We start from the raw sequence: 25,791 nt of genomic DNA, 5'->3' as shown, positions 1-25,791 counted from the left end.
GCTCAGACCTCCAGCACGACCTTGCCGCGGACGTGCCCCGCCTCGACCAGGCGGTGCGCGTCCGCGGCCTGCGCCAACGGGAACGCGCGCTCCACGTGGACAGTGAGCCGGCCCGCGTCGACCAGTCCGGCGAGGACGGTCAGGTCCGCCGTGGACGGCTTGACGAACAGGTAACTGCCGCCGAGTCGCGCCACATGCTCCGGGTCGGCGGTGGAGATCAGCCGGGCCGGCCGGGCGAGCAGCTCCACCGACGCGTCGAGAGCCTCGCCGCCGAACAGGTCCAGCGCCACGTCCACCCCGTCGGGCGCGAGCGCGCGGACCCGTTCGGCCAGACCGTCCCCGTACGTCACGGGCTCGGCGCCCAGCGAGCGGACGAAGTCGTGGTGGGACGGGCTCGCCGTGCCGATCACCCGGTCGACCCCGAGCGCCCGGGCGACCTGGACGGCGAGGTGGCCGACGCCGCCGGACGCACCGTGCACCAGCACCGTGTCGCCCCCGCCGGTCCGGGCCAGTTGGAGCGCCTGGTACGCGGTGAGCCCGGCCAGCGGCAGACCGGCCGCCTCCGCCCAGGACGCCTGGACCGGCTTGTCCGCGAGCGTGCGCTCCGGTGCCGGGACGAGCTCGGCGTACGTGCCGTGCTGGATGTGGTCACGCCGGCAGTAACCGATGACCTCGTCGCCGACCGCGAAGCCGGTCACCGCCGGCCCGGCCGCGGCCACCACACCGGCCACGTCCCATCCGGGCACCAGCGGGAAGTGGGACGGAAACGCGCCCGCCAGGTGGCCCTCCCGGACCTTCCAGTCGACCGGGTTGACTCCGGCGGCGCGTACCCGCACCAGGACGGTGTCCGGGCCGACCGGCGGATCGGGCAGTTCCCGCAGGGTGAGCAGGCCGGCCGAGCCGTACTCGTCGATCGCGATCGCCTTCACACCGGTCACGCTAGCCGTTCGGCAGGCCCCGCGTGTTCAGCACCAGCGGCGTGGCGGTCGGTCCCGGCGGGTGGCGCGGTGCCGGGGGCGGACCGGGCCGTGCCGGTGCGCACCCGCCCAGCCGGGCAGCTCGCTGATGCAGCTCGGGAGGTCGGAGGCGGGCTCGACGGGCACGGTCGGCTCGCCCGCCCGGGGCCGGGGCACGGGGCAGCAGTCGTCGTCCGCGCGCTCGGGAAGCCGGCCCAGTACCGGGTCGGCCGGGTGCCCACCGGCCAGCCGTCGCTGGTGCTTGGCACCCGCCGACTGGTCGTGGTGGCCCGGCCGGCAGGACTCGCCCTGGGCGCAGCCGTGCTCGGCCTCCCCGTGCGCCATCCCCGCTCTCCTCACGCTCGCCGTGCCCGCCGGGGTCGCTCCGACGTGCCCTGTCACCGTACTGGCCGGGACCGACGAGCCGTGCAGCGCTACCCCGGGTCCGAAAACGGCCGGAGGCCGCCGGGGCCGGGACGGTTCACCCCCGCTGGGCGTCGAGGTCCGCGCGGGTGAGCAGCGCGGTCAGCCGGATGCCGTGGGCGGCCAGGGCCTCGGTGCCACCCTCGGACCGGTCGATGACGCACAGCGCGTGGTCGATCCGGGCGCCCAGCTCCCGCAACTGCCCGGTGGAGATGACGACCTGTCCGCCGGAGGTGACCACGTCCTCCACGACCAGCACCTGCCGGCCGGCCACCTCGGCACCCTCGGCGAGCCGCGCCGTCCCGTACGCCTTGGCGGTCTTGCGGACGAAGGCGCAGGGCAGGCCGGTGTGCCGGCCCAGCGCGGTGACCACCGGGATCCCGCCCATCTCCAGCCCGGCCAGCACCTCGGTGCCCGGCGGGACGAGGGCCGCCAACCGCGCGGCGACCCGGTCCAGCAGGCGGGGATCGGCCTCGAAGCGGTACTTGTCGAAGTACTCGCCGGCCACCCGCCCGGACCGGAGCGTGAACGTGCCGGTCAGCCGGCAGGTGGAGTCGATCTCACGGGCCAGGGAGGTCAGGTCTGCGTCCGTCACGAGTGATCATTGTGGCAGGCGGACGGCGTACCTCCCTCGGCGGATCCCCGCCGGGGTCCGGAGTGCAGGCGCAGGTCAGGGCGTGTCAGGCTGTGGCGGTGAGTGAGCCGGGCGGTACCGAACTGGCGGCCACGCTGCGCCGGATCGAGCGGGCAGCGGGGGCGCTGGCCACCGCCAGCGTCGCCCGGATGGACGAGTCGCTGCCCTGGTTCCGCTCGCTCCCGGCCGACCAGCGCGCCTGGGTCATGCTGGTCGCGCAGGCCGGTGCCCGCTCGCTGGTGCAGTGGCTGCGCTCCGGCGGCGGGACGGCGGACAGCACCCAGGAGGTCTCCGACGAGGTCTTCGCGACCGCGCCGCAGGCCCTCGCCCGGTCGATCACGCTCCAGCAGACCGTCGCGCTGATCAAGGTCACCATCGACGTCGTCGAGGAGCAGGTCCCGCGGCTGGCCGCGCCCGGCGAGGAACTCGCCCTGCGCGAGGCGGTGCTGCGGTTCTCCCGGGAGATCGCCTTCGCCGCCGCCCGGGTGTACGCGCGCGCCGCCGAGTCCCGCAGTTCCTGGGACGCGCGGTTGCAGGCATTGCTGGTGGACGCGCTGCTGCGCGGCGACTCCGCCGACGTGCTGGCCAGCCGGGCCGCGGCCCTCGGCTGGGCGGACGAGCCCCCGGTCGCGGTGGCGGTCGGCCGCTCACCGGGCGGGGAGGTGTCCGCCGTGCTGCACACCGTCTACCGGCTGGCCCGGCGGATCGGCGCCGAGGTGATAGGCGGGGTGCACGGCGACCGCCTGGTGGTCGTGCTCGGCGGCGCCGCCGATCCGGTCGCGGCGACCGGCAAGCTGCTGGCCGCGTTCGGCGACGGCCCGGTGGTGGTGGGTCCGGCCGTACCGAGCCTCGACGAGGCGACCGAGTCGGCGCGGGCGGCACTGGCCGGCTTTCGCGCCGCGCCCGCGTGGCCGACCGCGCCCCGACCGGTGCCCGCCGCCGACCTGCTCCCCGAGCGGGCGCTGGCCGGTGACGCGGAGGCGCGTCGGCGGCTGCGCCACGACGTGTACGCGACGCTGGTGCGCGCCGGCGGCGAGCTGCTGGAGACGCTGGACGCCTTCTTCGCCGCCGGGGGGACGCTGGAGAGCGCGGCCCGGGCGCTGTTCGTGCACCCCAACACGGTGCGGTACCGGCTGCGGCGGATCGCCGACGTGACCGGGTTCTCCCCACTCGCCGCGCGCGACGCGTACGCCCTCCAGGTGGCGCTCACCGTCGGCCGGCTGGACCCGGTGGTCCCGGTGGTCCCAACCCAGACAATGCCCCCACCCGTCAGGAAAACATCACAGACAGGTGACGACTCCCACCGATCTTTGTAGGATCCCCACAAAGGTTCTAGTGCGGTTTGGTCGGGGGCCGCACAGCGCTACCCACAGGTATCCAGGAGAGTCATAGACGTGCTCGCCGTACTCTCCCCCGGCCAGGGTTCCCAGAAACCCGGCTTCCTGACTCCCTGGCTCGACCTTCCCGGCACCGAGGCCCGCCTGCGCTGGTGGTCCGCGCTCGCCGGGGTCGACCTCGTGCACCTCGGCACGGTGGCCGACGCGGACGAGATCAAGGACACCGCCCGCACCCAGCCGTTGCTGGTCGCGGCGGCGTTGCTCGCCGCCGAACACCTGCCGATGTACGACGTACCGCTCACCGCCGGCCACAGCGTCGGCGAGCTGGGTGCGGCGGCGCTCGCCGGGGTCCTGCCGGCCGAGGCGGCGATCACCCTGGCCGGCGTACGCGGCCGGGAGATGGCCGCCGCCTGCGCGCTGGAGCCGACCGGGATGGCGGCTGTGCTCGGCGGCGACCCGGACGAGGTGCTCGCCGCCATCGAGGCGCACGGGCTGTACCCGGCCAACCGCAACGGCGCCGGCCAGATCGTCGCCGCCGGCGCCCTCGACGGGCTCGACAAGCTCGCCGCCGAGCCGCCGGCCCGGGCGCGGATCACCCGGCTGAAGGTGGCCGGCGCGTTCCACACCCCGTACATGGCCCCGGCCGAGGCGGCGCTGGCCGGTGTGGCCGCCGGGATCACGCCGAAAGACCCCACCCGCATCCTCCTGTCGAACCTGGACGGGTCGGCGGTCAACCACGGCCGGGAGATGCTGCAGCGGCTGGTCCGCCAGGTCACCGCGCCGGTCCGCTGGGACCTCTGCATGCGGACACTGGCCGACCTGGGCGTGACCGGGGTGATCGAGCTGCCCCCGGCGGGCACGCTCGCCGGCCTGGTCAAGCGGGAGCTGAAGAGCACCGGGGTGCCGGAGATCGTCACCCTCAACACCCCGGACGACCTGCCCGCCGCACGTGACCTGATCGCCCGGCACAACGGCCTGCGCGGCCACGAGCCGGTGATCCAGTTCCGGGTGGTCGTCTCCCCCGCCGCCGGCACCTTCGAGCCCGCCGCCGACCTCGCCGAGGGCGCCGACCTGCGTACCGGCCAGGTGATCGGGCACGTCGCCACCCGGCAGGGGCCGGTCGAGGTGACCGCGCACGACAGTGGGCTGCTCACCGAGTGGCTCGCCCACCACGACGACCCGGTCGCGCCGGGCCAGCCGCTCGCCCGCATCGGCGGTCAGGTATGACCCCGACGACCGGACCGCGCGCCTCGCGGTCGCACACGGAAGGACAGCGCCGATGACCGGCAGCCGGATCGTCTCCCTGGGGCACTACCAGCCGTCCCGGGTGGTGACCAACGACGAGCTCGCCCAGCTGGTGGAGACCAACGACGAGTGGATCCGCGACCGGGTCGGCATCGCCACCCGGCGGATCGCCGACGGCGAGACCGTGGCCGACATGGCGGCGGCGGCCGCCGGCAAGGCCCTGGCGAACTCCGGCCTCTCCGCCGCCGACATCGACCTCGTCGTGGTGGCGACCTGCACGTCGGTGGACCGCAGCCCGAACGTGGCCTGCCGGGTCGCCGCGAAGCTCGGCATCGCCGCCCCGGCCGCGTTCGACATCAACACCGCGTGCTCCGGCTTCGCGTACGCGCTGGGGACCGTCGACCACGCGATCCGGGCCGGCGCGGCGCGCAACGCCCTGGTGATCGGCGCGGAGAAGCTCTCCGACTTCACCGACTGGACCGACCGCTCGACCTGCATCATCTTCGGCGACGGCGCGGGCGCCGCGGTCGTCACCGCCACCGGCGACGGCGAGCCGGCCGGCGTCGGCCCGGTGGTGTGGGGCTCGGTGCCCGAGAAGGGCGACGCGGTCCGCATCGAGGGTTGGCGCCCGTACATCCAGCAGGAGGGCCAGTCGGTCTTCCGCTGGGCCACCACCGCGCTGGCCCCGCTGGCCCTGCAGGCCTGCGAGCGGGCCGGCGTGGCGCCGTCCGAGCTGGCCGCGTTCGTGCCGCACCAGGCCAACGCCCGCATCATCGACGGCATCGCCAAGCGGCTCGGCATCCCGGACGCGATCATCGCCAAGGACATCGTCGAGTCCGGCAACACGTCCGCGGCGAGCGTGCCGCTGGCCCTGTCCAAGCTGGTCGAGCGGCGGGAGGTGCCCTCGGGCGCCCCGGTGCTGCTCTTCGGCTTCGGCGGCGGCCTGACCTACGCCGGTCAGGTCGTCCGCTGTCCCTGAACCCGGCGCGGTTTCCACCGTGCCGCACCGCCATCCGGCGGAAGAACAACCCCCGATGAGAGGAACCAACCGCAATGACCCGTGACGAGATCACCGCCGGCCTCGCCGAGATCCTCGAAGAGGTTGCCGGGGTGAACCCGGACGACGTGGCCGAGGGGAAGTCCTTCACCGACGACCTGGACGTCGACTCGCTCTCCATGGTGGAGGTCGTGGTGGCCGCCGAGGAGAAGTTCGGCGTCAAGATCCCCGACAACGAGGTGCAGAACCTGAAGACCGTCGGGGACGCCGTCAGCTACATCGCGGCGCAGTCCTGACCATGGCTCACACAGACGTCGTCGTCACCGGGCTCGGCGCGACCACCCCGCTGGGCGGGGACGTCGCGTCGACCTGGGACGCCATGCTCAACGGCCGCTCCGGGGTGAGTGCGCTCACCCAGGAGTGGGCCGAACAGCTGCCGGTCCGGATCGCCGCCCAGCTCGCGGTCGATCCGGACGGCCTGCTGGACCGGGTGAAGCTGCGCCGGCTGGACCGTTCCGAGGCGATCGCGATCATCGCCGCGCAGCAGGCCTGGGCGGACGCCGGCCTGGCCGACTCCGGGCTGGACCCGGAGCGGCTCGGGGTCAGCGTCGGCTCGGGCATCGGCGGGGCGCTGACCCTGCTGGCCCAGGACGACATCCTGGAGGCGTCCGGGCCGCGGCGGGTCTCCCCGCACACCATCCCGATGCTGATGCCCAACGGCCCGGCCGCCTGGGTCGGGCTGGAGCTGGGCGCCCAGGCGGGCGTCCACTCGGTGGCCAGCGCCTGCGCGACCGGCGCGGAGGCGATCGCGCTCGGCATGGACATGATCCGTGCCGGCCGGGCCGACGTGGTCGTGGCCGGCGGCACCGAGGCGGTCATCCACGCGCTGCCGATCGCCGGCTTCTCGTCGATGCGGGCGATGTCGACCCGCAACGACGACCCGGAGCGGGCCTCCCGCCCGTGGGACAAGGGTCGCGACGGCTTCGTGCTCGGCGAGGGCGCCGGCATCCTGGTGCTGGAGCGGGCCGAGCACGCCGCCGCGCGCGGCGCCCGGGTGTACGCCCGGCTGGCCGGCGCCGGTCTCACCTCCGACGGCTACGACATCGTGCAGCCGCACCCGGAGGGCGCGGGCGCGGTCCGGGCCATCGCCCGGGCCATCGCCGACGCGGACGTGGCGAAGTCCGACATCGTCCACGTCAACGCGCACGCCACGTCGACCCCGGTCGGCGACATCGCGGAGATCAAGGCGCTGCACCAGGCGCTCGGTGACCACCCGGTGCTGACCGCCACGAAGTCGATGTCCGGGCACCTGCTCGGCGCGGCCGGCGCGCTGGAGTCGATCGCCACCATCCTGGCGATCCGCGACGGCGTGGTGCCGCCGACGATCAACCTCGACGACCCGGACGACGGCCTCGACCTGGAGGTGGCCGCCAACAAGGCGCGCCACATGGACATCCCCGCCGCACTGAACAACTCGTTCGGCTTCGGCGGCCACAACGTGGCTCTCGTCTTCACGCGGGCCTGAGACCACTGCCTTGGAGGCGCTCGTGACCACCACCGCCGTCGGCGCGGAGAGATCCACCGTCGACCACCGAGATCCGGAGCTGCGGCTCCGGAACCTGTTCGACGCGGGCTCGCTGCGCCTGCTCGCCCCCCGGGACACCTCCGGGGTGCTGTGGGCGCGGGGCGCGATCGAGGGCACGCCCGCGATCGCGTACGTCACCGACGCGACGAAGATGGGCGGCGCGATGGGCACCGAGGGGTGCCGGCACGTCGTCGACGCGATCGACACCGCCGTGCGGGAGCGGGTGCCGGTGATCGGTCTCTGGCACTCCGGCGGGGCCCGGCTGGCCGAGGGCGTGGTCGCGCTCGACGCGGTCGGCCAGGTCTTCGCCGCGATGGTCCGGGCCTCCGGCCGGGTGCCGCAGATCTCCGTGGTGCTCGGCCCGGCGGCCGGCGGCGCCGCGTACGGGCCGGCGCTGACCGACATCGTGATCATGAGCGGCGCCGGTCGGATCTTCGTCACCGGTCCGGAGGTCGTCCGCAGCGTCACCGGCGAGCAGGTCGACATGGAGCGCCTCGGCGGCCCCGAGCCGCACGGGCGGCGCTCCGGCGTGGTCCACGTGACGTGCAAGGACGACGAGGCGGCGATGGTCGAGGCGCGCAAGCTCGCCGCGCTGCTCGGTCACCAGGGCCGGCTCTCCCCGGACGACGTGCCGGTGGGCGACGAGAACCACGACCTGGCCGCGAAGATGCCGGCCGAGACCAACCGGGCGTACGACGTGAAGCCGGTGGTCAAGGCCCTGCTCGACGCCCCCGGCGTGGAACTGCACGCCAAGTGGGCGCCGAACGTCGTCACCACGCTGGGCCGGTTCGCCGGCCGGACGGTCGGCGTCATCGCCAACAACCCGCTGCGCCTCGGCGGCTGTCTCGACGCGTCCAGCGCCGAGAAGGCGGCGCGCTTCGTGCGGATGTGCGACTCGCTCGGCGTTCCGCTGATCGTGCTGGTCGACGTCCCCGGCTACCTGCCCGGCCTGGGCCAGGAGTGGGACGGCGTGGTCCGGCGCGGCGCGAAGCTGCTGCACGCCTTCGCCGAGGCGGTGGTGCCGCGGGTGACGCTGGTGACCCGCAAGGCGTACGGCGGCGCGTACATCGCGATGAACTCGCGCTCGCTGGGCGCGACCGCCGTGTTCGCCTGGCCGAACGCGGAGGTCGCGGTGATGGGCGCCAGCGCGGCGGTGAACATCCTGCACCGCAAGAGGCTCGCCGCCGCACCCGCCGAGGAGCGGGAGACACTGCGGGCGCAGCTGATCGAGGAGCAGACCCGGGTGGCCGGCGGCGTCAACCGGGCGCTGGAGATCGGCGTGGTGGACGACGTGATCAAGCCGGAGGAGACCCGGCGCCGGATCGCCCAGGCCCTCGCCGCCGCACCGGCCGCCCGCGGCGCACACGGCAACATCCCGCTGTAACGGTGTAAGGAAGGGCCCCCTCTTAACGCCTCGTGCAGAGGAGGGGGCCCTTCTTAACGCCACTTGACGGTGACCTCCCCGACCGGTTTGCTGTACCGGCTGTAGATCCACAACGGGGAGTCACACACCATGGCACGTCGTACCCGCGCCGCCCTGACGGCCGCGCTCATCTGCACGCTGCTCGCCGGCTGCGGCGACGACGGCGGCGACACGGGCGCGGCCGGCACGCCGGCGCCGGCCGCCACCGGTGAGCCCTGGTACGACGAGATCACCGCCGCCGAGGCCGCCGGAGAGGCCGGCGGAGCCGGCACACCCTGCCCCCTGCCGGTCACCTTTCCGGTGCCGAAGAGCTGGAAGCCCAAGCCGGTCGAGGCGCCGGACGACGAGACCGCCACCGAGGTCTTCGAGGCGCTCGCCCGCCGCGGCGGCACGACGGCGACGTGCGAGGTGGACGGGCGCCGCGCCGGCGGGGGCTTCCTGCGCGTGTGGATCGTCGACGCGCCGGCTGCCGAGCCCCGGGCGGCGCTGGAGGCGTTCGTCGCCGGCACCGAGGACACCGTGTCCGATCAGCAGTTCCGGGAGGTGAAGGCCGGCGGCGTGGACGCGGTCGAGGCGACCTGGGTGGAGACCAGCAAGCTGCTGGAGGAGGACGACCGCAGCTGGGCGCTGGCGCTCCGGGCCGGCGACCGCACCCTGGTCCTCGCCATCGGTGAGGGTCTCCTGGCCGAGCGGACCGACGTGCTGCCCGCGTACCGACTGGCGGTCTCCGGGCTGCGCCCGAACGCCTGACCGTACGTCCGCGGTCTAGAGCCGGCAGGTCGTGGCGGGCAGGCCGGTCACCGGCACCGGGGACCGGCCGGTGGGTCGGAGCTTGCCGGCCAGCACGCCGGCCAGGCCGGTCATCGAAGCCCGGCTGGACGAGTACGTGGCCAGCAGCGTCGGCGACGCCGCCTCCGCCAGCACGTACGGGGTGTCCATGGCCACCGTCACGGCGGCGTCGGCGCGCAGGTCGCCGGCCCTGTCCCCGTACCCGACCAGGTGGACCACGGTGCCGCCGCTCGGCACCACCCGGACCCCGGCCGCGGTGAGCGCCTCGGTCAGCGCCTTGCGGGTGTGGTCCCGCCCGCCGGACGACGTGACGGTCACCGGCCCCGGGACCGCCTTGCCGCACGCGCCCCGCAGCACGGTCACCGCGGCGGCGGCCAGGTCCCCGGCCGCCTTCCGATGGGCCGGGGCGTTGAGGGTCGACAGCCCCGGGGTGGGGCCGCCCGCCAGGCGGAACTTCATGGTCAGCACCCGGGTCGCCGCCTCGACCAGGCGGGGTCGCGGCAGCTGACCGTCACGCAGCGCGGCGAGCAGCCCGTCGTACGCCTGGCCGACGTGCGGCGGCATGAGGATCAGGTCGTTGCCGGCGGTGAGGGCGCGGACCGCCGCCTCGCCGGGCGACCACCGCTTGGCCGGTGGCATGTTCATGCCGTCGGTGACCACCACGCCGGTGAAGCCGAGCTGCCCCCGGAGCACCTCGGTGAGCAGCTTGTGGGAGAAGGTGGCCGCCGTGCCGGGGTCGACCGACCGGGCGTCGAGGTGGGCGGACATCACCGCCATGGCGCCCGCGTCGATGCCGGCGGTGAACGGCGGCCACGCCCCGCGCTCCAGCACCGCACGGGACTGCCCGAGCACCGGCAGGTCCTTGTGCGAGTCGGCGGCGCTGTGCCCGTGCCCCGGGAAGTGCTTGACGGTGGCCGCGACGCCGGCGGCCTGGAGGCCCCGGACCGCGCCGGCGACCTGCGCGGCGGACCGCTTCGGGTCGGCGCCGTACGACCGGGAGCCGATCACCGTGCTGCGGGTGGCCAGCACGTCGGCGACCGGAGCGAAGTCGAGGTTGATCCCCATCGCGGCCAGCTCGGTGCCGGCGGCACGCCAGGCGGCCTCGGTCAGCTCCGGCCGGCCCGCCGCGCCGGCGGCGAGGGCGCTGGGCAGCAGCGTGACGCCGTCGGTGATCCGGGTGACCACCCCGTGCTCCTGGTCGGTGCCGACGAGGAAGGGCGCCGCACCGGCGGGCAGTTTCCCGGCCGCCGTACGCAGCCCGGTGGTCAGGGCGCGGACCTGCTCCGGGTTGTCGACGTTGGTCGTCTCCTGGTTGCCGCTGGTGGGGTCGTCGGCGCTGAAGCCGACCAGGATCAGGCCGCCCAGCCGGTACTTCGCGATCATCTCGGCCGGCGTGTCGACACCGGCCAGCTTCTGGTTGCCGGCCGCGGAGCCGGGCGAGACGGCGGTGGCGGCGTCGCCGTAGGCGTACGGCATCAGCACCTGGCCGACCAGGTCCTCGTCGGCGAGGGTCGCGACCAGCGCGGCGGCGCGGGCGGCGGGGTCGTCGGCCGGGACGCTCGCCGCGGGGGTCGGCACGGCGGCCGCGGGGGTGCCGGTCGACGGGGTCGGACCGGGACGGTCCGCCGGACCGGAACAGCCGGAGGCCAGGAGCGCGGTCAGGGCGACGAGCACGACGCCGACCCGTCGCGGAGAAATCGACACCGAGTCATCCCACCAGTTCGACGCTAAACGGGGCAACCCGACCCTACGCGCGTCCACGGGACGACCGCCGCCCACGACCCGCCGCGAGGCGCCACCGGGCGGAGGTCAGCCGACGCGGGTGAGCAGGGTCACCGGGGCGCCGTCGCCGGCGTACCGGTAGGGCTCCAGCTCCGCGTCCCAGGCGGTGCCGAGTGCCTTGTCCAAGGCGTGCGCCAGGGCCTCCGGAGCGCGCGCGGTCGCCATGATGCTGCGCAGCCGGTCCTCGCCGAGCTGGATGTCGCCGGCCGCGCCCACGGTGGCCCGGAACAGGCCACGACCGGGGACGTACATGAAACGCTCTCCGTCGGCGCCGGGGCTCGGCTCCTCGGTCACCTCGAAACGGATCATGGGCCACTGCCGGAGGGCAGCAGCCAGCTCGGCGCCCGTTCCCGGACGGCCGGTCCACCCGCACTCGGCCCGGCGGGCGCCGGGATCGACGGGTTGAGCCGTCCACTCGAGGTTGACCGGCGCGGCAAGGACGCGCGCGATCGCCCACTCGACGTGCGAGCACACGGCGAGCGGGGTCGAGTGGACGTATACGACGCCACGCGTTGGCACGGTGACCTCCCGGAGAGCGAGGTGCGTCTTCCCCTACGACCTCGTCCGTCCGAGTGGTTCCGGAACTCATGATGACTGGTGTGACGGATGGTGCGCCAGAGAATCGGAAAATTCGCCGCCGGAATAGCCGGACGGGTGACCGCCGTTGACCCCTCACGACGCGATGACCAGCCAGGCATCGAGGTCGTGTACAGTTCCATCGGCGGCCTGTGCCGCGCACATCTTCCCGCGGGCCCACCCACCGGTGCCGTCCGCACAGCCCCCGGACGTTTCCGCGTCCTCCCGTACGTCTTGCAAGGAGTACCTCCGTGGCGAGCAACACCTCTAAGACCGCGCGCGCGTCAGTCCGGGCCGGCCAGGCTGGCCAGGGTGGCGCCCTCAGCGTGCTGGGCGAGTTCAAGTACGTGATTCCGCTCAACGGCGGCAAGCACGCCTACGTGCGGAACCTGACCAACGGCAAGACCGCGCACCTGCGCACCGACTCCGAGGCCTTCGTCGAGGAGATCCGGGTGCTGGCCGCGGCCGGTCACGCCGCCAAGATCCGGGCCGAGCTCAACGCCCTCAACGCCACCCACCCGGGTGACGGCTGGGACGCCACCGAGAAGCGCCTCGTCGAGGCCGGCGTCTTCGAGGGCTGAGCCCCTCCCCCATCGCGACACCGGAAACGCCCGTCGGGACCCCGTCCCGGCGGGCGTTTCCGCGTCCGCGCCCGCACCACCCCACCGTGTTAACAGGGGGCCCTTCCTCTACCTGAGGCGTTAAGCGAGGGCCCTTCCATTCACTTCACCGCAGGAGGGTCACCTCGCCGGTGGCGAGGTCGTAGAGGGCGCCGACGACGTCGACCCGACCGGCCGCGACCGGCCCGGCCAGCAGGTCGTCGGCGCGCAGCGCGCGCACCGTCCGCAGCACGTGCCGCCGGATCGCCACCGCGTGGACCTGCGGGTCGTCCGGGCCCGCCTCGACGACCGCCGGGGCGATCTCGTCGACCAGGTAGGCCAGGTCACCGCCGGGCCGTGGACCGCTGCGCAGCGCGTCGACAGTCGCGGCTACCGCGCCGCAGCGCTCGTGGCCGAGCACCATCACCAGCGGTACGCCGAGCTGACCCACCACGTACTCGATCGAGCCCCGGACGGCCCGGTCCAGCACGTGTCCGCCGGTGCGGATCACGCAGATCGAGCCGAAGGTCTGGTCGAAGATCGCCTCCAGCGGCACCCGGCTGTCGATGCAGCCGAGCAGGACGGCGTACGGCTCCTGGTCGCCGGAGGCGGACGCGGCGGCGGCGGTCACGTCGTGCCCGTGGACGGGCTGCCCGCTGACGAACCGCCGGTTTCCGGCCAGCAGGTCGGCCAGCGCGGCCCGGGGCGTACGCATGTCCTCAGCGTGACCGGTGCCGCCCCGTCGACGGGTGGGGTTGCGAATCTTCTCACCGGCACGGTTGGCGTGGTGTCATGACGGGTAGCCGGTGTTACCGCCGGGTATCCCCCGGTGTTCGATTCGCTCGACCTGGGGAGGTGACGATGTCGGAGATCCACGAGGTACGTCTTCCCGACGACGTCCGCCTGCACGTCGAGGTGACCGGCCCGGCGGACGCCGAGGTCACCGCCGTACTGCTGCACGGGTGGACCCTGGACGGGCGGGCGTGGCACCGGCAGCTCGCCCGGCTGCGGGAGCATTTCGGCGGCGCGGTGCGGGTCGTCACGTACGACGCCCGTGGCCACGGCCGGTCCAGCTGCATGGCGCTGCCCACGGCGACGCTGGCCCAGCTCGGGGACGACCTGGCCGCGGTGCTCGACGCGGTGGTGACCGACGGGCCGGTGGTGCTGGTGGGGCACTCGATGGGCGGTATGACGATCATGGAGTACGCGCACCGCCACCCCGAACACTTCGCCACCCGGACGGCCGGGCTGGTCTTCGTGTCCACGACCGCCGAGGGCCACACGCACACCGTCTACGGCCTGTCGCCCCGGATCGCCCGGTTGATCCGGCTCGCCGAGACCACCGGCGCCGGGGTGCTGGCCCGGTGCGGCGCGTGGCGTCCGCCCCGGCCGCTGCTGCGGGCGCTGCGGCCGAGCATCCGGTGGATGCTCTTCGGCGACCGTTGCGACCCGACCGACATCCGTCTGGTCACCTCCGCGGTGGCCCGCGCGTCGCTCCGCTCGATCGGCGGGTTCCGGGCCTCGATCGGGGCCCAGCACCGGCTGGAGACCCTCGCCCGGCTGGCCCACCTGCCGGCGGCGGCGCTGGTGGGCGACCGGGACCGGCTGACCCCGCCGCCGTGCGCCGAGTCGATCGCCGCCGCGCTGCCGGCGACCGAGCTGACGGTCTGCCCCGGCGCCGGGCACATGCTGATGATGGAGCGCCCGGACGAGGTGAACGAGGCGGTGACCGGCGTGCTGCGCCGGGTGCTGGACCGGCCGGCGGCGGAGCGGGCGGCGTCCGGGTCCCCGGCGGTGGCCGCGGCGGCGGCCATGACCGCGGCCGGACCGGAGGCCGCGTCGACCCCCGACGCGTCGGCGGGGGCCGGCGGGGAGTAGCGGCCGGCACGTCCGCGCACCTCAGGCACGGCTCGTTGCGGCGGGGCCGTACCCTCGTGCGGTCGGTGTGGCGCGCGGCGGTGGTCGTGCGGGTCGCCGCACGCCGGCGTCAGGAGGAGCGAGCGTTGACCGACCAGACCGCGCTGGAGCAGGAGATCGCCGCCGAGCAGCGGCACCTCGACCGGGTGTACGCCCGGTTGGCGGAGCTGCGTCGGTCGGCGGTCCGCGCCGAGCGGGAGGGGTACCGCCTGGCCCGGGTCGGGAACTTCGGCGCGCTCGTGGAGCGGGACGCGATGGTGTTCCACGCGGCGCAGCGGCGGCACGTGCTGGACGCCGAGTACGAGGGCCTGGTCTTCGGCCGGCTCGACCTGCGCGACCGTCAGGTGCTGCACGTCGGACGGCTGGGCATCCGGGACGAGGACGCGGCGACCTTGGTGGTCGACTGGCGGGCCCCGGCCGCCGCCGCCTTCTACCAGGCCACTCCGGCGGAGCCGCTGGGCGTGGTCCGGCGGCGCACGATCCAGTCGTCGGGCGAGCGGGTCACCCGGATCGAGGACGACCTGCTCGACCCGGAGGCCGCGCCGGCCGAGATGACGGTGGTCGGCGACGGTGCGCTGCTGGCGACCCTGTCGAAGGCGACCGGGCGCGGCATGCGGGACATCGTCGCGACGATCCAGCGGGAGCAGGACGAGGCGATCCGCTCCCCCGGCTCGGGCGTCACGATCGTCTCCGGCGGCCCCGGCACCGGCAAGACCGCGGTGGCCCTGCACCGGGCCGCGTACCTGCTCTACTCCGAGCGGAGCCGGTACGCCGGCGGCGGCATCCTGGTGGTCGGCCCGTCGACGGTCTTCGTGGAGTACATCGCCTCGGTGCTGCCGTCGCTGGGCGAGGACACCGCCACCCTGCACTCGCTGGGCACGCTGTTCCCGGGGATGCGGGCCACCCGCACCGACCCGCCGGAGGTGGCGGCGGTGAAGGGCTCGCTGCGGATGCGCCGGGTGCTGGAGCGGGCGGCCCGGGACGCGGTGCCGGACGGGCCGGTCGAGTTGCGGCTGCTGTACCGGGGTGAGCTGCTCCGGCTGGACCGGCGGGAGCTGGACGGGATCCGGGAGCGGGTGCTGCACCGGGGTGCCCGCCGCAACGAGGTGCGCCGGGCCGGCTTCGACGGCGTGTTCGCCGCGTTGTGGGCGCAGGCCCGCCGGCTGGGCATCGGCCGGCTGCCCGAGCAGCGCGCGTTCGAGGACGAGATCGCCGAGCGGTCCGAGTTCCGGGAGTTCCTGAAGGCGTGGTGGCCGCGCCTGCACCCCCGGCACGTGCTCGGCTGGCTGGCCCACCCGGACCGGCTGCGCCGGTACGCCGGTGGGATCCTCTCCGGTCGGGAGATCCGGTTGCTGGGCGACGCGTACCGGTCGCTGGGCGCCGAGGGGCTGACGATCGCCGACGTGGCGCTGCTGGACGAGCTGGACGAGCTGCTCGGCAAGCCGATGAAGCCGGCCCGCGCGAAGCGGGACCCGTACCGGCTCGCCGGCGGGGTGCGTGAGCTGAGCACGTTCGCCGACCGGCAGCGGGTCGCCCGGGAGGCGGCCCGGCAGCGGCCGGAGGACTACCGCGAGTACGCGCACGTCGTGGTCGACGAGTCGCAGGACGTCTCGCCGATGCAGTGGCGCATGATCGGCCGGCGGGGGCGGCTGGCGTCGTGGACGGTGGTCGGGGACCCGGCGCAGACCGCCTGGACCGGCGACCCGCAGGAGCTGACCCGGGCGCGGGACCAGGCGCTGGGCCGGCGTCGTCGGCACCAGTTCACCCTCACCACCAACTACCGGAACTCCGCGGAGATCTTCGCGGTGGCGGCGGCCGAGATCCGCCGGCTCTACCCCGACCTTCCGCTGCCGGTCGCGGTGCGGTCGACCGGCGTGGACCCGGTGCAGCTGGTGGTGCCGGCGTCGGAGCTGGAGACCACCGTCGTCGAGGCGGCCACCGCCCTGCTCGCGGAGGTGGAGGGGACCGTCGGCGTGGTCACGCCGGTGCCGCGCCGCGACGAGGTCGCGGGCTGGCTGGGCGGCCTGGGGGGACCACGACTCCAGGTGGTGACCAGCCTGGAGGCCAAGGGCATGGAGTACGACGGGGTCGCGCTGGTCGCGCCGGGCGAGATCCGGGCCGATCCGGGCTCGGGTGTACGGACCCTCTACGTCGCCCTGTCCCGGGCCACCCAGCGGCTGACCACGGTCGAGCCGACCGGCTGATCCGGGACGTCGACAGACCGACTTCAGTTGCACACATTGCGATGTGAGCATAGATTTGACGTGGGTCCGGACTGCGACGGAGGTTTCGGCGTGGGCGCAGGGCACGACCACCACCATGGTTCGATCGCGAACGCCGCATACCGCCACCGAGGGCGACTCTGGGCCGCTTTCGCGCTGCTCGGCGCGCTGATGGCGGTCGAGGCCGTGACGGCCCTCCGCACCGGCTCGCTGGCGCTGCTCAGCGACGCCGGGCACATGTTCACCGACGTGCTCGGCATCGGCATGGCCCTGGCCGCGATCACCGCCACCCGGCGGAGCACCTCCGACCCGCAGCGCACCTTCGGCCTGTACCGGCTGGAGGTGCTGGCCGCCCTGGCCAACGCCGTGCTGCTCTCCGGCGTGGCGGTCTACGTGGTGGTCGAGGCGGTACGCCGGTTCGGCGACCCCCCGGAGGTGTCCGCCGGCCCGATGCTGGTGGTGGCCGTGCTCGGCCTGCTCGCGAACCTCGTCGCCTTCGGCCTGCTGCGCCCCGGCGCCAAGGAGAACATCAACCTTCAGGGGGCGTACCTGGAGGTCCTCGGCGACCTGCTCGGCTCACTCGGGGTGATCGGGGCGGCCCTGCTGATCTCCGTCACCGACTGGTGGTGGGCCGACCCGCTGGTCGCGGTCGCGATCGGTGTGTTCATCCTGCCCCGCACGTGGCGACTGGGCCGGGCCGCGCTGCGAATCCTGGTCCAGGCCGCCCCGGAGCACCTCCAGGTCACCGCCGTGCACGACCGGCTGGCCGCCGTGCCCGGCGTCGCCGAGGTGCACGACCTCCACGTCTGGACCCTCACGTCGGGCATGGACGTGGCCTCGGCGCACCTCACCACGACCCCCGACGCCGAGGTCGGCGCCGTGCTGACGGCGGCCCGGACGGCGTTGCGGGAGGACTTCCGGATCGACCACGCCACGTTGCAGATCGAGCCCGGGGCGACTCCCGGGGCCTGCGGGACAGTCGAGTGGTGTTGAGCATCTCCTTAATTCAGAGTGTGTAAAGTGCGCTTATGCCGGTTTTGTCGGTAAGGACGTGCGCACCATGCGTCACCACCGCTGCAAGCGTCCCACCAGCACCGGTAGGCTCTGATCCGGCCTCCGCCAGGCGGCACCCACCGGTGCCGGCGGTGGCCGCCGCCTAATCGCCTGCCACGGCGAACCGGGGAACCGCGTTCCTGGGGTGCATCCGCGTCAGCGGTAGGGATCTTCCGTCCCGAACCCGTCAGCTAACCCGGTCGGCGGCTGACGGAAGGACACCTGCATGCCAACACCCGTACGACGACGCGCCGCCCGGACAGCGGCCCTGATCGCCGCGACGCTCGCCGTCGCCCTGGGCGGCACACCGGTCCCCGCCGGCGCCGCCCCCGCCCCGACCGCCGCCCTCGCCGCCCCCGGGGACGATGTGGAGGGCGGCACCCCCGCCCTGCGGGCCCAGCTCGAAGCGGCCAGCAAGGGCTACCTCGACGCCAAGCGGGCCCTGGACACCTCACTCCGGCGGCAGCAGCAGCTCGCCGCCGAGGTGAAGAAGAACGAGACCGAGCTGGCCGAGCGCAGCCAGCAGGTCGGGGACCTCGCCGGTCTCGCGTACCGCACCGGTCGGCTCAGCGCCGCTTCCGCCCTGCTCAACAGCAGCTCCCCGGACGGCTTCATGGACCGCGCCGCCGCGCTGGACCAGGTCGCCGCCAACGAGGACCGGGCGCTGCGCCAGCTCCAGGAGGCCCGCGACAAGGCCGCCCAGGCCAAGCTGGCCGTGGAGGTCGAGATCCGGGAGCAGACCAAGCAGCAGACGGTGATGGCCAAGCGCAAGCAGCAGGCGGAGAAGGCCCTCACCGTGGCGAACGAGCGGGCGTCCAGCCCGCCGACCAGCAGCGGCAGCCGCACCGCCAGCGCGACGGCGAAGCCGGCACCGCGCAACCCCGACGGCTCCTGGCCGACCGAGTCGTGCAGCGTGAACGACCCGACCCCGGCGGACGGCTGCATCACGCCGCGCACCCTGCACGCGCTCAACCAGGCCAAGGCGGCCGGCTTCACCCGGTACGTCTCCTGTTACCGGCCCGGCGGCTCGGGTGAGCACCCGAAGGGTCGCGCCTGCGACTTCGCCGCCCAGCAGGACGGTTTCGGTGGCGACGCCAGCGGTGGGGACCGGACGTACGGCAACAACCTCGCCGCGTTCTACGTCAACAACGCGGACCGGCTCGCCGTGCTCTACGTGATCTGGTACCGGCAGATCTGGCTGCCCAGCAGCGGGTGGAAGTCGTACAGCGGGGCCAACGGCGACCCCTCCAGCGACCACACCAACCACGTGCACCTGTCGGTCTACTGACCGGCGCCGACGGCCCCCGGTGGACGCCTCGCGGCAGCCCACCGGGGGCCGTCGCGTACGCCCACCGGACGGTCGCTCAGGTCGACGGCGGGCGCTGGTCGAGGGCGGCGCCCAGCCGGCTGGCCAGGGCCAGGTGAGCGGCGCGCGCCTGCGCGAAGGCGTAGCCGAACAACGGCGCCGGAGCGGTGAGGACGATCTCCACCTCGATCCGCAGGACGCCGTCCGGCTCGGCCCGCAGCCGCGTGTGGTTGCGCACCGTCGTCGCGGGTCGCTGCCGGGCCACCGTGACCACCTCGTCCGGGTCGGCGACCAGGACGTCGGCCCGGTAGGTGAGCGGGAGGCGCAGGGGCCCGACGGTGAGCCGGTCGGTGATCGCGTAGCTGGCCCGGGCGCCGGGCCGGGTCCGGATCCGACGGACCCGGACGATCAACGGATGCAGGTCGGCCTGCCGCTGCGGGTCGGCCAGCAGCGCGACGGCCTCGGCCGGCGTGCAGCGGGCCTGGACGGTGTAGGTGAAGGACTCACGCCTCGGCACGCCGTCTCCCCACCGTCGCCTCGTCGCCCGATCCTCGCCTACGACCGCTGTGCTGGCAACGCCCCGCCCGACACCCGCCGGACGACCGATGTTCGCCGGCCGTGGTGACTACGGTCAGGTCGGGGGGAATCACGGATGGCATCCAGAGCTGCGGAGGGCGGGACCGATGAGCGGGTACGAGCGATGAGCGGGCACGTGATGGTCTTCGCGCCGACACCCCGGCTGACGGTGACCGTCGACCAGCCCAGCGACGCCCCGGAGCTGCACCTGCATCCCGGCGGGCAGGGCGTGTGGCAGGCGCGGATGATCATGTCCCTGGGCGTGGACGTCGTGCTCTGCACCGCCCTCGGCGGCGAGATCGGCCAGGTGCTGGAGCCCCTCCTGGTCGGCGAGGGCGCCGACCTCAAGGTGGTGGTCCGCGAGACGGGCAGCGGCGGGTACGTGCACGACCGGCGCGACGGCACCCGGCGGGAGGTCGTGGACGTGCCGGGCCAGCCGCTGAGCCGGCACGAGCTGGACGAGCTCTACAACCTCGCGCTCGGCGAGGGCCTGCGCGCGCCGGTCAGCGTGCTCAGCGGACCGAACGAGCCGGCGCTGGTCCCCGCCGAGCTGTACCAGCGCTTCGCCGCCGACCTCGGCGCCAACGGCAGCCGGGTGGTGGTCGACCTGTCCGGCGAGCACCTGACCGCCGTGCTGGACAGCGGGGTCTTCTTCCTCAAGGTCAGCCACGAGGAGCTGATCGCCGACGGCCGGGCCGCCGGGGAGGACGAGGAGGAGCTCGTCCGCGCGATCTACGACCTGCACGACACCGGCGCCCAGAACGTCGTGGTGAGTCGGGCCGACAAGCCTGCCCTGGCCCTGGTCGACGGTGAGGTCTTCGAGGTGGAGATGCCCCGGCTCCAGGCCGCCGACCCGCGGGGCGCGGGCGACTCGATGACCGCCGGGGTGGCCGCCGTCGTGGCCCGGGGCGGTAACGTCCGCACCGCGATCCGGACCGGCGCGGCGGCCGGGGCGCTCAACGTGACGCGGCACGGCCTCGGCACCGGACGGCTCGACTCGATCACCGGGCTCGTCGACCGGGTGCGCCTGGCCCCCGCGGGCAGCCGGCCCCAGGAGCGGACCACTCCTGAGGAGCTGGCCGACCGGGCGGCCGACCGGGCGGCCGACCGATGAGCCTCCGGGTGCTGGTCACCAACGACGACGGGATCGCCGCGCCGGGCATCCAGGCCCTCGCCCGCGCCGCCGCCGACCGGGGCCTGGACGTGGTGGTCGCCGCGCCGCTGGAGGAGGCGAGCGGCACCAGCGCCGCGTTGACCGCCGTCGAACGCGACGGGCACGTGGTGGTCCGCGAGCACCCGCTGCCCGAGCTGGAGGGCGTGCCCGCGTACGGGGTGGGCGGCTCCCCCGGCTTCATCGCGCTCATCGCGGTGCACGGCGCGTTCGGGCCGCCGCCGGCGGTGGTGCTCTCCGGCATCAACCGCGGCGCCAACGCCGGCCGCGCCGTGCTGCACTCCGGCACCGTGGGCGCCGCGTTCACCGCCGTGTCGAACGGCTGCCGCGCGATGGCCGTCTCCCTGGACGTGCTCACCGCCGGCGAGGCCACGGCGGTCAGTGGCGGGGCCGCGGTGGCCGCCGCCGCCCGCGTACGCGACGCCGAACGGAACTGGTTCACCGCCGCGCGGGTCGCCCTGGACCTGCTGCCCCGGCTGACCGCCGGACCGACCGGGAGCGTGCTGAACGTGAACGCCCCCGACCTGCCCCACGGGCGCCTGCGCGGCGTGCGCCGGGGCACCCTGGCCAGCTTCGGTCAGGTGCAGATGACGGTGGCCGAGGCCGGGCACGGCTTCGTGCGGACCTCGCTGGAGGAGCCGGGCGAGGCGGCCCAGGCCGGCACCGACGTGGCACTGCTCGCCGCCGGGTACGCGTCGGTGACGGCGATCCGGGCGGTCACCGAGGTCTCGGACGTCGACCTGACCGGCCTGGACTGACCCGGCCCGCCCGGCTCGCCCGTCTTTCCGGCGGCCTCAGGCGCCGGGGATGACCTCGGGCGCCGAGGCGGCGGCGTAGTAGGGCTCGGGAGCGCCGAAGAGGCCCAGCAGGCCGGTCACCCAGAGCTGCCGGTGCACGAACCGGCTCGGCTCGGTGACGACGAGCTTGACGCCACTCACCTCGGCGGTCTGGAATCCGGCGACCATCGCGCTGATGCCGACGGAGTCGATGAAGGTGACGAGTCGCATGTTGAGCTCGATGCGGGTCGGTCGGCCCTTCGCCAGGACCTCGGCGATCGCCTCGCGCACCTCGTACGCGGTGTCCACGTCGATCTCGCCACGCGGAGCGATCTCGATGACACCACCGGGCAGAACCGACTTCACGATCGACAGGCTCACGCGAGCACCTCCACTCGCCCGTCCCCCGGGCGCCTCATCAGTACGCGGGCCGCGACCGAGAGTATTCCTCCGACGGCCTCGGTCGCCACCCCTCGGGATGAGCAATTCTGCTGTTCGGGTGCAGAAAATCGCCCTTATCCGGACTTTTCACTTCTTATTCACCCGACGCTCGCCCCGGTGGGACGACGTCGCCGGATCAGGGTAACGGTCTTCCGCCCGGACGGCCGCAATCACCGTCCCCGGGCGTGCCCCACCCCGCCTCACCCGTGCCGGCGCACCCGGCCGGCCCGGCGTGGTGTCATCCGAGGGGTTGCCGGCGATGCCTACCATCGGCCGGAGGACGGCGACTGCGACGGAGAGGACGATCGATGATCAGGAGACTTGCCGCGCTGGCCGGAGTCGGCGCGCTGCTCGCCCTCGTACTGGCCTGCGGTTTCGGCGGCGGTGGCGACGGTGACGAGGACGACGACGAGGACTTCGCGCGCGGCGTACCGGCGGCGGTCACGCTCCGCTGACCCGCACCGGTTTGCGCGGGCGGCCCGCTGGGCATCAGCGGGACAGGCGAAGCGCAACGCCGGAGACGCCGGAGTCCGAAGTGGCGCGGGGCTTCGGCACCCCGAGGAGGTAACCCCGATGTTCGGAACCAACCTGCTGGACCGCCGCAGCAAGCCCGAGCGGATCGCGGACCAGGCGTGGCAGCACCTGCTCTCGGCGGTCGGCTCGGCGGGCGAGAGCGTACGGGACACCGCCCGCTCGGCCCGTCGTGGCGGCTCCGGGCTGGCGGACGAGGCCGGCGACCTGGTCGGCTCCGCGGCCGACGAGGCGCGGCGCCGGGCCACACTGGCCTTCGACGCGCTGGCCGGCCGCCGGCCGGCACTGCCGTGGACCCTGCTGATGGGCGCCGCCCTCGTCGGCGCCGCCGTCGGCTGGGCCGCGGGCACGGCCGCCCGGGCCGCCGGCAGCCGCGGCGACCGCGCCGTCGACGACATCGAGTTCGTCGACGTCGACCGGCCCAACTCCCCCGTCAACCTGGACGGCTGAGCGAACACGACACGGGCCCCGGACGACCTTGGAGTCGTCCGGGGCCCGTGTCGTGCCCACCCCGCCCGCGCGGGGCCGGCCCGGCGGGGGCGCGACCCCCGGGGGACGGGTTTCCGGGGGTCGCGCGTCAGCGGGCCGTAGCGGTCACCGGGCCGTGCAGGTCACCGCGGCCGGTGTGCCGTTGCGAGTGGTCCAGCTGCCGAGGAAGCCGACGGTGGTGCTCGCCCCCGCACCGAGTGCGCCGTTCCAGCCGGCGTCGCGGACGGAGACGGTCGCACCGGTCTGGGTGTGCGTACCTCCCCAGAGCTGGGTGACCCTCTGCCCGTCCGGGAAGGTCCACCCCACCGTCCAGCCGGCGATCCCCGAGGTGCCGCCGTTGCGGACGACCACCTCGGCCTGGAATCCGCCGGACCACGATCCGGTGACCCGGTAGGTGGCGAGGCAGCCGCCGGGAGGTGGGGTCGTCGGCGTCGGCGTCGGACCGGTGGGCGTGGGCGTCGGAGTCGTCGGCGTGGGCGTGGGGGTGGTCGGGGTGGGCGTGGGGGTGCCGCCGACCCGGTCGGCCACGAGGATGCCCCGGCCGTTGGTGCCGAGGTAGACCCGGCCGTACACGCGGGGGTCGCCGGTCAGGGCCTCGCCCGCGTTGCCGTACTGGTGCCGGTCGTCGTTGATCCGTACCCAGGTGGCGCCGGTGTCGTCGGAGCGGAAGACGCCGTGTTGGCCGTCGACCGTGCCGATGAGGAACAGCGCCGGGTACGTACGACCGGGAGCCGCCTTGCCGAAGCCCACGTTGCCGGCGCTGGTGACGGTACTCGACCGGGTGAAGCTGGCTCCGCCGTCGGTGGAGTGCCACAGCCCGTTGGAGCCGGCGAGCCAGATGTCGCCCTGTCGTCCGGGTACCGCCTTGAACCGGGCGCTGCTGGGCAGGCCGGTGGCGGCGCTGGCGGTGAAGCTGGCGCCGCCGTCGGTGCTGACGTGGAAACGGCCGCCGCCGAAGCCGTAGAAGCGGTTCGGGTCGACCCGGTCGGACTCGATCGTCGCGTTCGCCGGGATGCCGGTGGACGGGGTCCAGGAGGTGCCGAAGCCGGTCGACCGGACGACGGCCCGGCCGGCGTCGCCGGGCGCCCAGACGAACCGGCTGCCGTCGGCGGACGCCGCGACCGTGCCGCCACTGTTCACACCGGACGGTTCGGTGCCCTGGAACCAGTTCGCGCCGCCGTCGGTGGAGAACGCGACGTGGCTGTCGCCGGGGCGGTCGGCGTCGGTGAAGTTGCCGGCCCGCACCATGATCTCCGGCCTGGTCTCGGCGTAGTCCAGGCTCGTGGTGGTGGTGAAGCCGGGCCGGGTGAACATCATCGGCGGTACGGCGTCGAGATCGGTGTGCCGGAAGCCGCCGATGTCGCCGAGGCCGCTGACCAGGGGCGCCCCGGAGGGCGGGCTGATCAGGTCGAGCACGGCGGTCTCCTCCAGACCCTTCGCCATCGGGCGGATGGTGAGCTTCTCGGCGGTGCCCCACTTCGTCAGGTCGGTGGTGCCGTAGATCGTCGCGCCGGTGCCGTACATCATCCGGTTGGGGTCGTGCGGGTCGATCTCCATCGACTCGGTCATCCAGCCCAGCTTCGGCGAGGTGTCCGGTGGGCTCGGGTCGGTGTTGCCGAAGGTGAGCCACGGCGAGGTGGAGACGTCCATGGTGTAGCGGAAGCTGCGCTGCGGGTACGACGTCCAGTCCCAGATCCGGCTCCACGTGGCGCCGCCGTCGGTGCTGCGGAAGAACTGCACGTCCGGCCACCAGGCGATCTGGGTGGCGACCATCAGGGTGTTCGGGTTCTTCCGGTCGATGGTCAGCCCCGAGTAGCCGAAGGTGTTGTCGGTGCTGGTCGACGGGACGGGGCTGATCCGGGTCCAGGCGCCGGTGGACCGGGTGAACTTCCAGACGTCGCCCTTGCCGCCGTCGTACGGGCCGCCGGTGTCGCTGGTGGCGATGTAGAGGTGGCCGCCGACCGGGTCGACGACGCCCTTGTGCGCGAGGTAGCCGGTGGGCTGCCCGGGGATGCGCTCCCAGGTCACGCCGGCGTCGGTGCTCCGGTACACCGGGTTCTCCTTGTCCGCGACCCCGACGTAGACCGTCCGCGTGGCGGTGCCGGGCGTGCCGGTGGCGGAGTCGAAGCTGACCCAGGTCAGGCCCTGGTTCTGGCCGTTGTAGCCGTTCGGGTCGCCCGGGTCCACGCGGTAGTTCCCGGCGTTTGGGAAGCTGGCGACACGGGCCCAGGTCGCACCGAAGTCGGTGCTGCGCCACAGGCCGTTGCCGCCCTCGGCGCCGTAGTAGACGACGTTGTTGCGGTGGGGGTCGACGGCGAGCCGCTCCCCCATGCCCCGGCCGGGCATGTTGCCGCCGTTCTTGAAGGGCAGCTCGGTGGCCTGCCAGGTGGCGCCCCTGTCGGTCGACCGCAGGATCGCGCCGTTGTTCGGGTCCCAGTCGTTGGTGTACATGCCGACGGCGGCGTACACCCGGTTGGTCTGCACGGGGTCGGTGGCGACGCTGACCACGCCGTTCCAGCCCCACTTGTCCGGGCCCACCCAGTCCAGCAGCGGCGTCCAGGACCCGCTGGTCTGCTCCCAGCGGTACAGGCCGCCGATGTCGGTGCGGGCGTAGATCAGGTTCTTCTCGGTCGGGTTGAAGACGATGCCGGGAACGAAGCCACCGCCGTCGATCCGGACGTTCTTCCAGGCGTACGCCTCGGCGGCCGGCGCTCCGACGGCGGTGAACGGCACCGCGACCACGGCCGCGACGGCGGCCAGCGCGGCCACCACCACGCCGACGACACTTCTCCGCATCTGCGGGTTCCTCTCGGGGGGAGGCCCGGACGCAGGGGGACCTGGTGTCCGGGACGGGCGACGTGCGGTACTGGCCGGAGCTGCCCTGGCTTCCGGCGGTCGGCGCGTGGCTCCCGCATCCGAGGATCGGCTCACCCTAACCCATCCACACTGCTGCATGGAAGCGC

Annotated in this window: 25 protein-coding genes and 1 riboswitch; of the genes, 16 read left to right on the top strand and 9 right to left on the bottom strand. The window is 74.2% G+C overall.

What is annotated here, in order from left to right; translation table 11 throughout:
- Nucleotides 1–2 precede the first annotated feature (2 nt).
- From ACIBR0_RS04085 to ACIBR0_RS04075, 3 genes are all read right to left on the bottom strand, one after another.
- Nucleotides 3–929 carry an NADP-dependent oxidoreductase gene (locus tag ACIBR0_RS04085; protein ID WP_396712601.1) on the bottom strand — a complete coding sequence of 309 codons (927 nt, stop codon included), beginning with the start codon at nt 927–929 and terminating at the stop codon, nt 3–5.
- 36 nt (nt 930–965) lie between these two features.
- Nucleotides 966–1,301, bottom strand: a complete 336-nt coding sequence (locus ACIBR0_RS04080; protein WP_357039683.1) for a hypothetical protein — start codon at nt 1,299–1,301, stop codon at nt 966–968.
- Nucleotides 1,302–1,437: 136 nt separating this feature from the next.
- Nucleotides 1,438–1,974, bottom strand: coding sequence for an orotate phosphoribosyltransferase (locus tag ACIBR0_RS04075; protein WP_396712600.1), 537 nt, complete (start codon nt 1,972–1,974; stop codon nt 1,438–1,440).
- An 11-nt stretch (nt 1,975–1,985) separates the two neighbouring features.
- Here ACIBR0_RS04075 and ACIBR0_RS04070 point away from each other — a divergent pair, with 11 nt between their 5' ends.
- The 7 genes from ACIBR0_RS04070 (at nt 1,986) to ACIBR0_RS04040 (ending at nt 9,350) form a co-directional block, all read left to right on the top strand.
- Entirely contained in the window at nt 1,986–3,329 is a 1,344-nt protein-coding gene (locus ACIBR0_RS04070; protein ID WP_396712599.1) for a PucR family transcriptional regulator, read from the top strand.
- A gap of 78 nt (nt 3,330–3,407) precedes the next feature.
- Nucleotides 3,408–4,577, top strand: coding sequence for an acyltransferase domain-containing protein (locus ACIBR0_RS04065; RefSeq protein WP_396712598.1), 1,170 nt, complete (start codon nt 3,408–3,410; stop codon nt 4,575–4,577).
- Nucleotides 4,578–4,629: 52 nt separating this feature from the next.
- Complete coding sequence (locus ACIBR0_RS04060; protein ID WP_396712597.1) at nt 4,630–5,574, top strand: beta-ketoacyl-ACP synthase III; 945 nt, start codon at nt 4,630–4,632, stop codon at nt 5,572–5,574.
- A 74-nt stretch (nt 5,575–5,648) separates the two neighbouring features.
- A complete protein-coding gene (locus ACIBR0_RS04055) occupies nt 5,649–5,888 on the top strand; it encodes an acyl carrier protein (RefSeq protein WP_088972559.1) in 240 nt (79 codons plus the stop codon).
- Between the two features lie 2 nt (nt 5,889–5,890).
- Complete coding sequence (gene fabF / locus ACIBR0_RS04050) at nt 5,891–7,117, top strand: beta-ketoacyl-ACP synthase II (RefSeq protein WP_396712596.1); 1,227 nt, start codon at nt 5,891–5,893, stop codon at nt 7,115–7,117.
- Between the two features lie 22 nt (nt 7,118–7,139).
- Nucleotides 7,140–8,561 (top strand): acyl-CoA carboxylase subunit beta, encoded by a 1,422-nt coding sequence (locus tag ACIBR0_RS04045; protein ID WP_396712595.1) that lies wholly within the window; start codon nt 7,140–7,142, stop codon nt 8,559–8,561.
- Between the two features lie 129 nt (nt 8,562–8,690).
- On the top strand, nt 8,691–9,350 hold the full coding sequence (locus tag ACIBR0_RS04040; protein ID WP_396712594.1) for a lipoprotein: 660 nt from the start codon (nt 8,691–8,693) through the stop codon (nt 9,348–9,350).
- A 15-nt stretch (nt 9,351–9,365) separates the two neighbouring features.
- On the opposite strand, the gene ACIBR0_RS04035 is transcribed toward ACIBR0_RS04040, so the two are convergent.
- Both ACIBR0_RS04035 and ACIBR0_RS04030 read right to left on the bottom strand, forming a co-directional pair.
- A complete protein-coding gene (locus ACIBR0_RS04035) occupies nt 9,366–11,093 on the bottom strand; it encodes a glycoside hydrolase family 3 protein (RefSeq protein WP_396712593.1) in 1,728 nt (575 codons plus the stop codon).
- Between the two features lie 105 nt (nt 11,094–11,198).
- On the bottom strand, nt 11,199–11,690 hold the full coding sequence (locus ACIBR0_RS04030; RefSeq protein ID WP_396712592.1) for a DUF3145 domain-containing protein: 492 nt from the start codon (nt 11,688–11,690) through the stop codon (nt 11,199–11,201).
- A gap of 308 nt (nt 11,691–11,998) precedes the next feature.
- Between ACIBR0_RS04030 and ACIBR0_RS04025 the strand changes: the two genes are divergently transcribed.
- Entirely contained in the window at nt 11,999–12,328 is a 330-nt protein-coding gene (locus ACIBR0_RS04025; protein WP_396712591.1) for a hypothetical protein, read from the top strand.
- A 145-nt stretch (nt 12,329–12,473) separates the two neighbouring features.
- Here the strand turns inward: ACIBR0_RS04025 and ACIBR0_RS04020 are convergent, their stop codons facing one another.
- Nucleotides 12,474–13,061: a carbonic anhydrase gene (locus ACIBR0_RS04020; protein WP_396712590.1), complete on the bottom strand. Its 588-nt coding sequence runs from the start codon at nt 13,059–13,061 to the stop codon at nt 12,474–12,476.
- 146 nt (nt 13,062–13,207) lie between these two features.
- Between ACIBR0_RS04020 and ACIBR0_RS04015 the strand changes: the two genes are divergently transcribed.
- The 4 genes from ACIBR0_RS04015 (at nt 13,208) to ACIBR0_RS04000 (ending at nt 18,826) form a co-directional block, all read left to right on the top strand.
- On the top strand, nt 13,208–14,224 hold the full coding sequence (locus ACIBR0_RS04015; protein WP_396712589.1) for an alpha/beta fold hydrolase: 1,017 nt from the start codon (nt 13,208–13,210) through the stop codon (nt 14,222–14,224).
- 125 nt (nt 14,225–14,349) lie between these two features.
- Nucleotides 14,350–16,467: a HelD family protein gene (locus tag ACIBR0_RS04010; protein ID WP_396712588.1), complete on the top strand. Its 2,118-nt coding sequence runs from the start codon at nt 14,350–14,352 to the stop codon at nt 16,465–16,467.
- A gap of 90 nt (nt 16,468–16,557) precedes the next feature.
- Entirely contained in the window at nt 16,558–17,478 is a 921-nt protein-coding gene (locus tag ACIBR0_RS04005; RefSeq protein ID WP_396712587.1) for a cation diffusion facilitator family transporter, read from the top strand.
- A 150-nt stretch (nt 17,479–17,628) separates the two neighbouring features.
- Nucleotides 17,629–17,760, top strand: a riboswitch (cyclic di-AMP (ydaO/yuaA leader).
- 4 nt (nt 17,761–17,764) lie between these two features.
- A complete protein-coding gene (locus tag ACIBR0_RS04000; protein WP_396712586.1) occupies nt 17,765–18,826 on the top strand; it encodes a coiled-coil domain-containing protein in 1,062 nt (353 codons plus the stop codon).
- Nucleotides 18,827–18,902: 76 nt separating this feature from the next.
- Here ACIBR0_RS04000 and ACIBR0_RS03995 read toward each other — a convergent pair whose 3' ends face one another.
- Nucleotides 18,903–19,361, bottom strand: coding sequence for an SRPBCC family protein (locus ACIBR0_RS03995; protein ID WP_396712585.1), 459 nt, complete (start codon nt 19,359–19,361; stop codon nt 18,903–18,905).
- 183 nt (nt 19,362–19,544) lie between these two features.
- Between ACIBR0_RS03995 and ACIBR0_RS03990 the strand changes: the two genes are divergently transcribed.
- On the top strand, nt 19,545–20,534 hold the full coding sequence (locus ACIBR0_RS03990; protein WP_396712584.1) for a 1-phosphofructokinase family hexose kinase: 990 nt from the start codon (nt 19,545–19,547) through the stop codon (nt 20,532–20,534).
- The gene (surE, locus tag ACIBR0_RS03985; protein ID WP_396712583.1) at nt 20,531–21,349 is read left to right on the top strand and encodes a 5'/3'-nucleotidase SurE; all 819 of its coding nucleotides are present in this window, start codon (nt 20,531–20,533) and stop codon (nt 21,347–21,349) included. Before ACIBR0_RS03990 ends, surE begins: the two co-directional genes overlap by 4 nt.
- A 36-nt stretch (nt 21,350–21,385) precedes the next feature.
- On the opposite strand, the gene ACIBR0_RS03980 is transcribed toward surE, so the two are convergent.
- Entirely contained in the window at nt 21,386–21,748 is a 363-nt protein-coding gene (locus tag ACIBR0_RS03980; RefSeq protein WP_396712582.1) for an STAS domain-containing protein, read from the bottom strand.
- 368 nt (nt 21,749–22,116) lie between these two features.
- Between ACIBR0_RS03980 and ACIBR0_RS03975 the strand changes: the two genes are divergently transcribed.
- On the top strand, nt 22,117–22,263 hold the full coding sequence (locus ACIBR0_RS03975; protein WP_396712581.1) for a hypothetical protein: 147 nt from the start codon (nt 22,117–22,119) through the stop codon (nt 22,261–22,263).
- Between the two features lie 118 nt (nt 22,264–22,381).
- The gene (locus ACIBR0_RS03970) at nt 22,382–22,789 is read left to right on the top strand and encodes a hypothetical protein (RefSeq protein WP_396712580.1); all 408 of its coding nucleotides are present in this window, start codon (nt 22,382–22,384) and stop codon (nt 22,787–22,789) included.
- 144 nt (nt 22,790–22,933) lie between these two features.
- On the opposite strand, the gene ACIBR0_RS03965 is transcribed toward ACIBR0_RS03970, so the two are convergent.
- Nucleotides 22,934–25,624, bottom strand: coding sequence for a cellulose binding domain-containing protein (locus ACIBR0_RS03965; RefSeq protein WP_396712579.1), 2,691 nt, complete (start codon nt 25,622–25,624; stop codon nt 22,934–22,936).
- Nucleotides 25,625–25,791 lie beyond the last annotated feature (167 nt).

It is taken from the genome of Micromonospora sp. NPDC049497 (assembly GCF_044465805.1).
Taxonomy (GTDB): Bacteria; Actinomycetota; Actinomycetes; order Mycobacteriales; family Micromonosporaceae; genus Micromonospora.
This window is presented reverse-complemented; position numbering and strand designations above follow the sequence as displayed.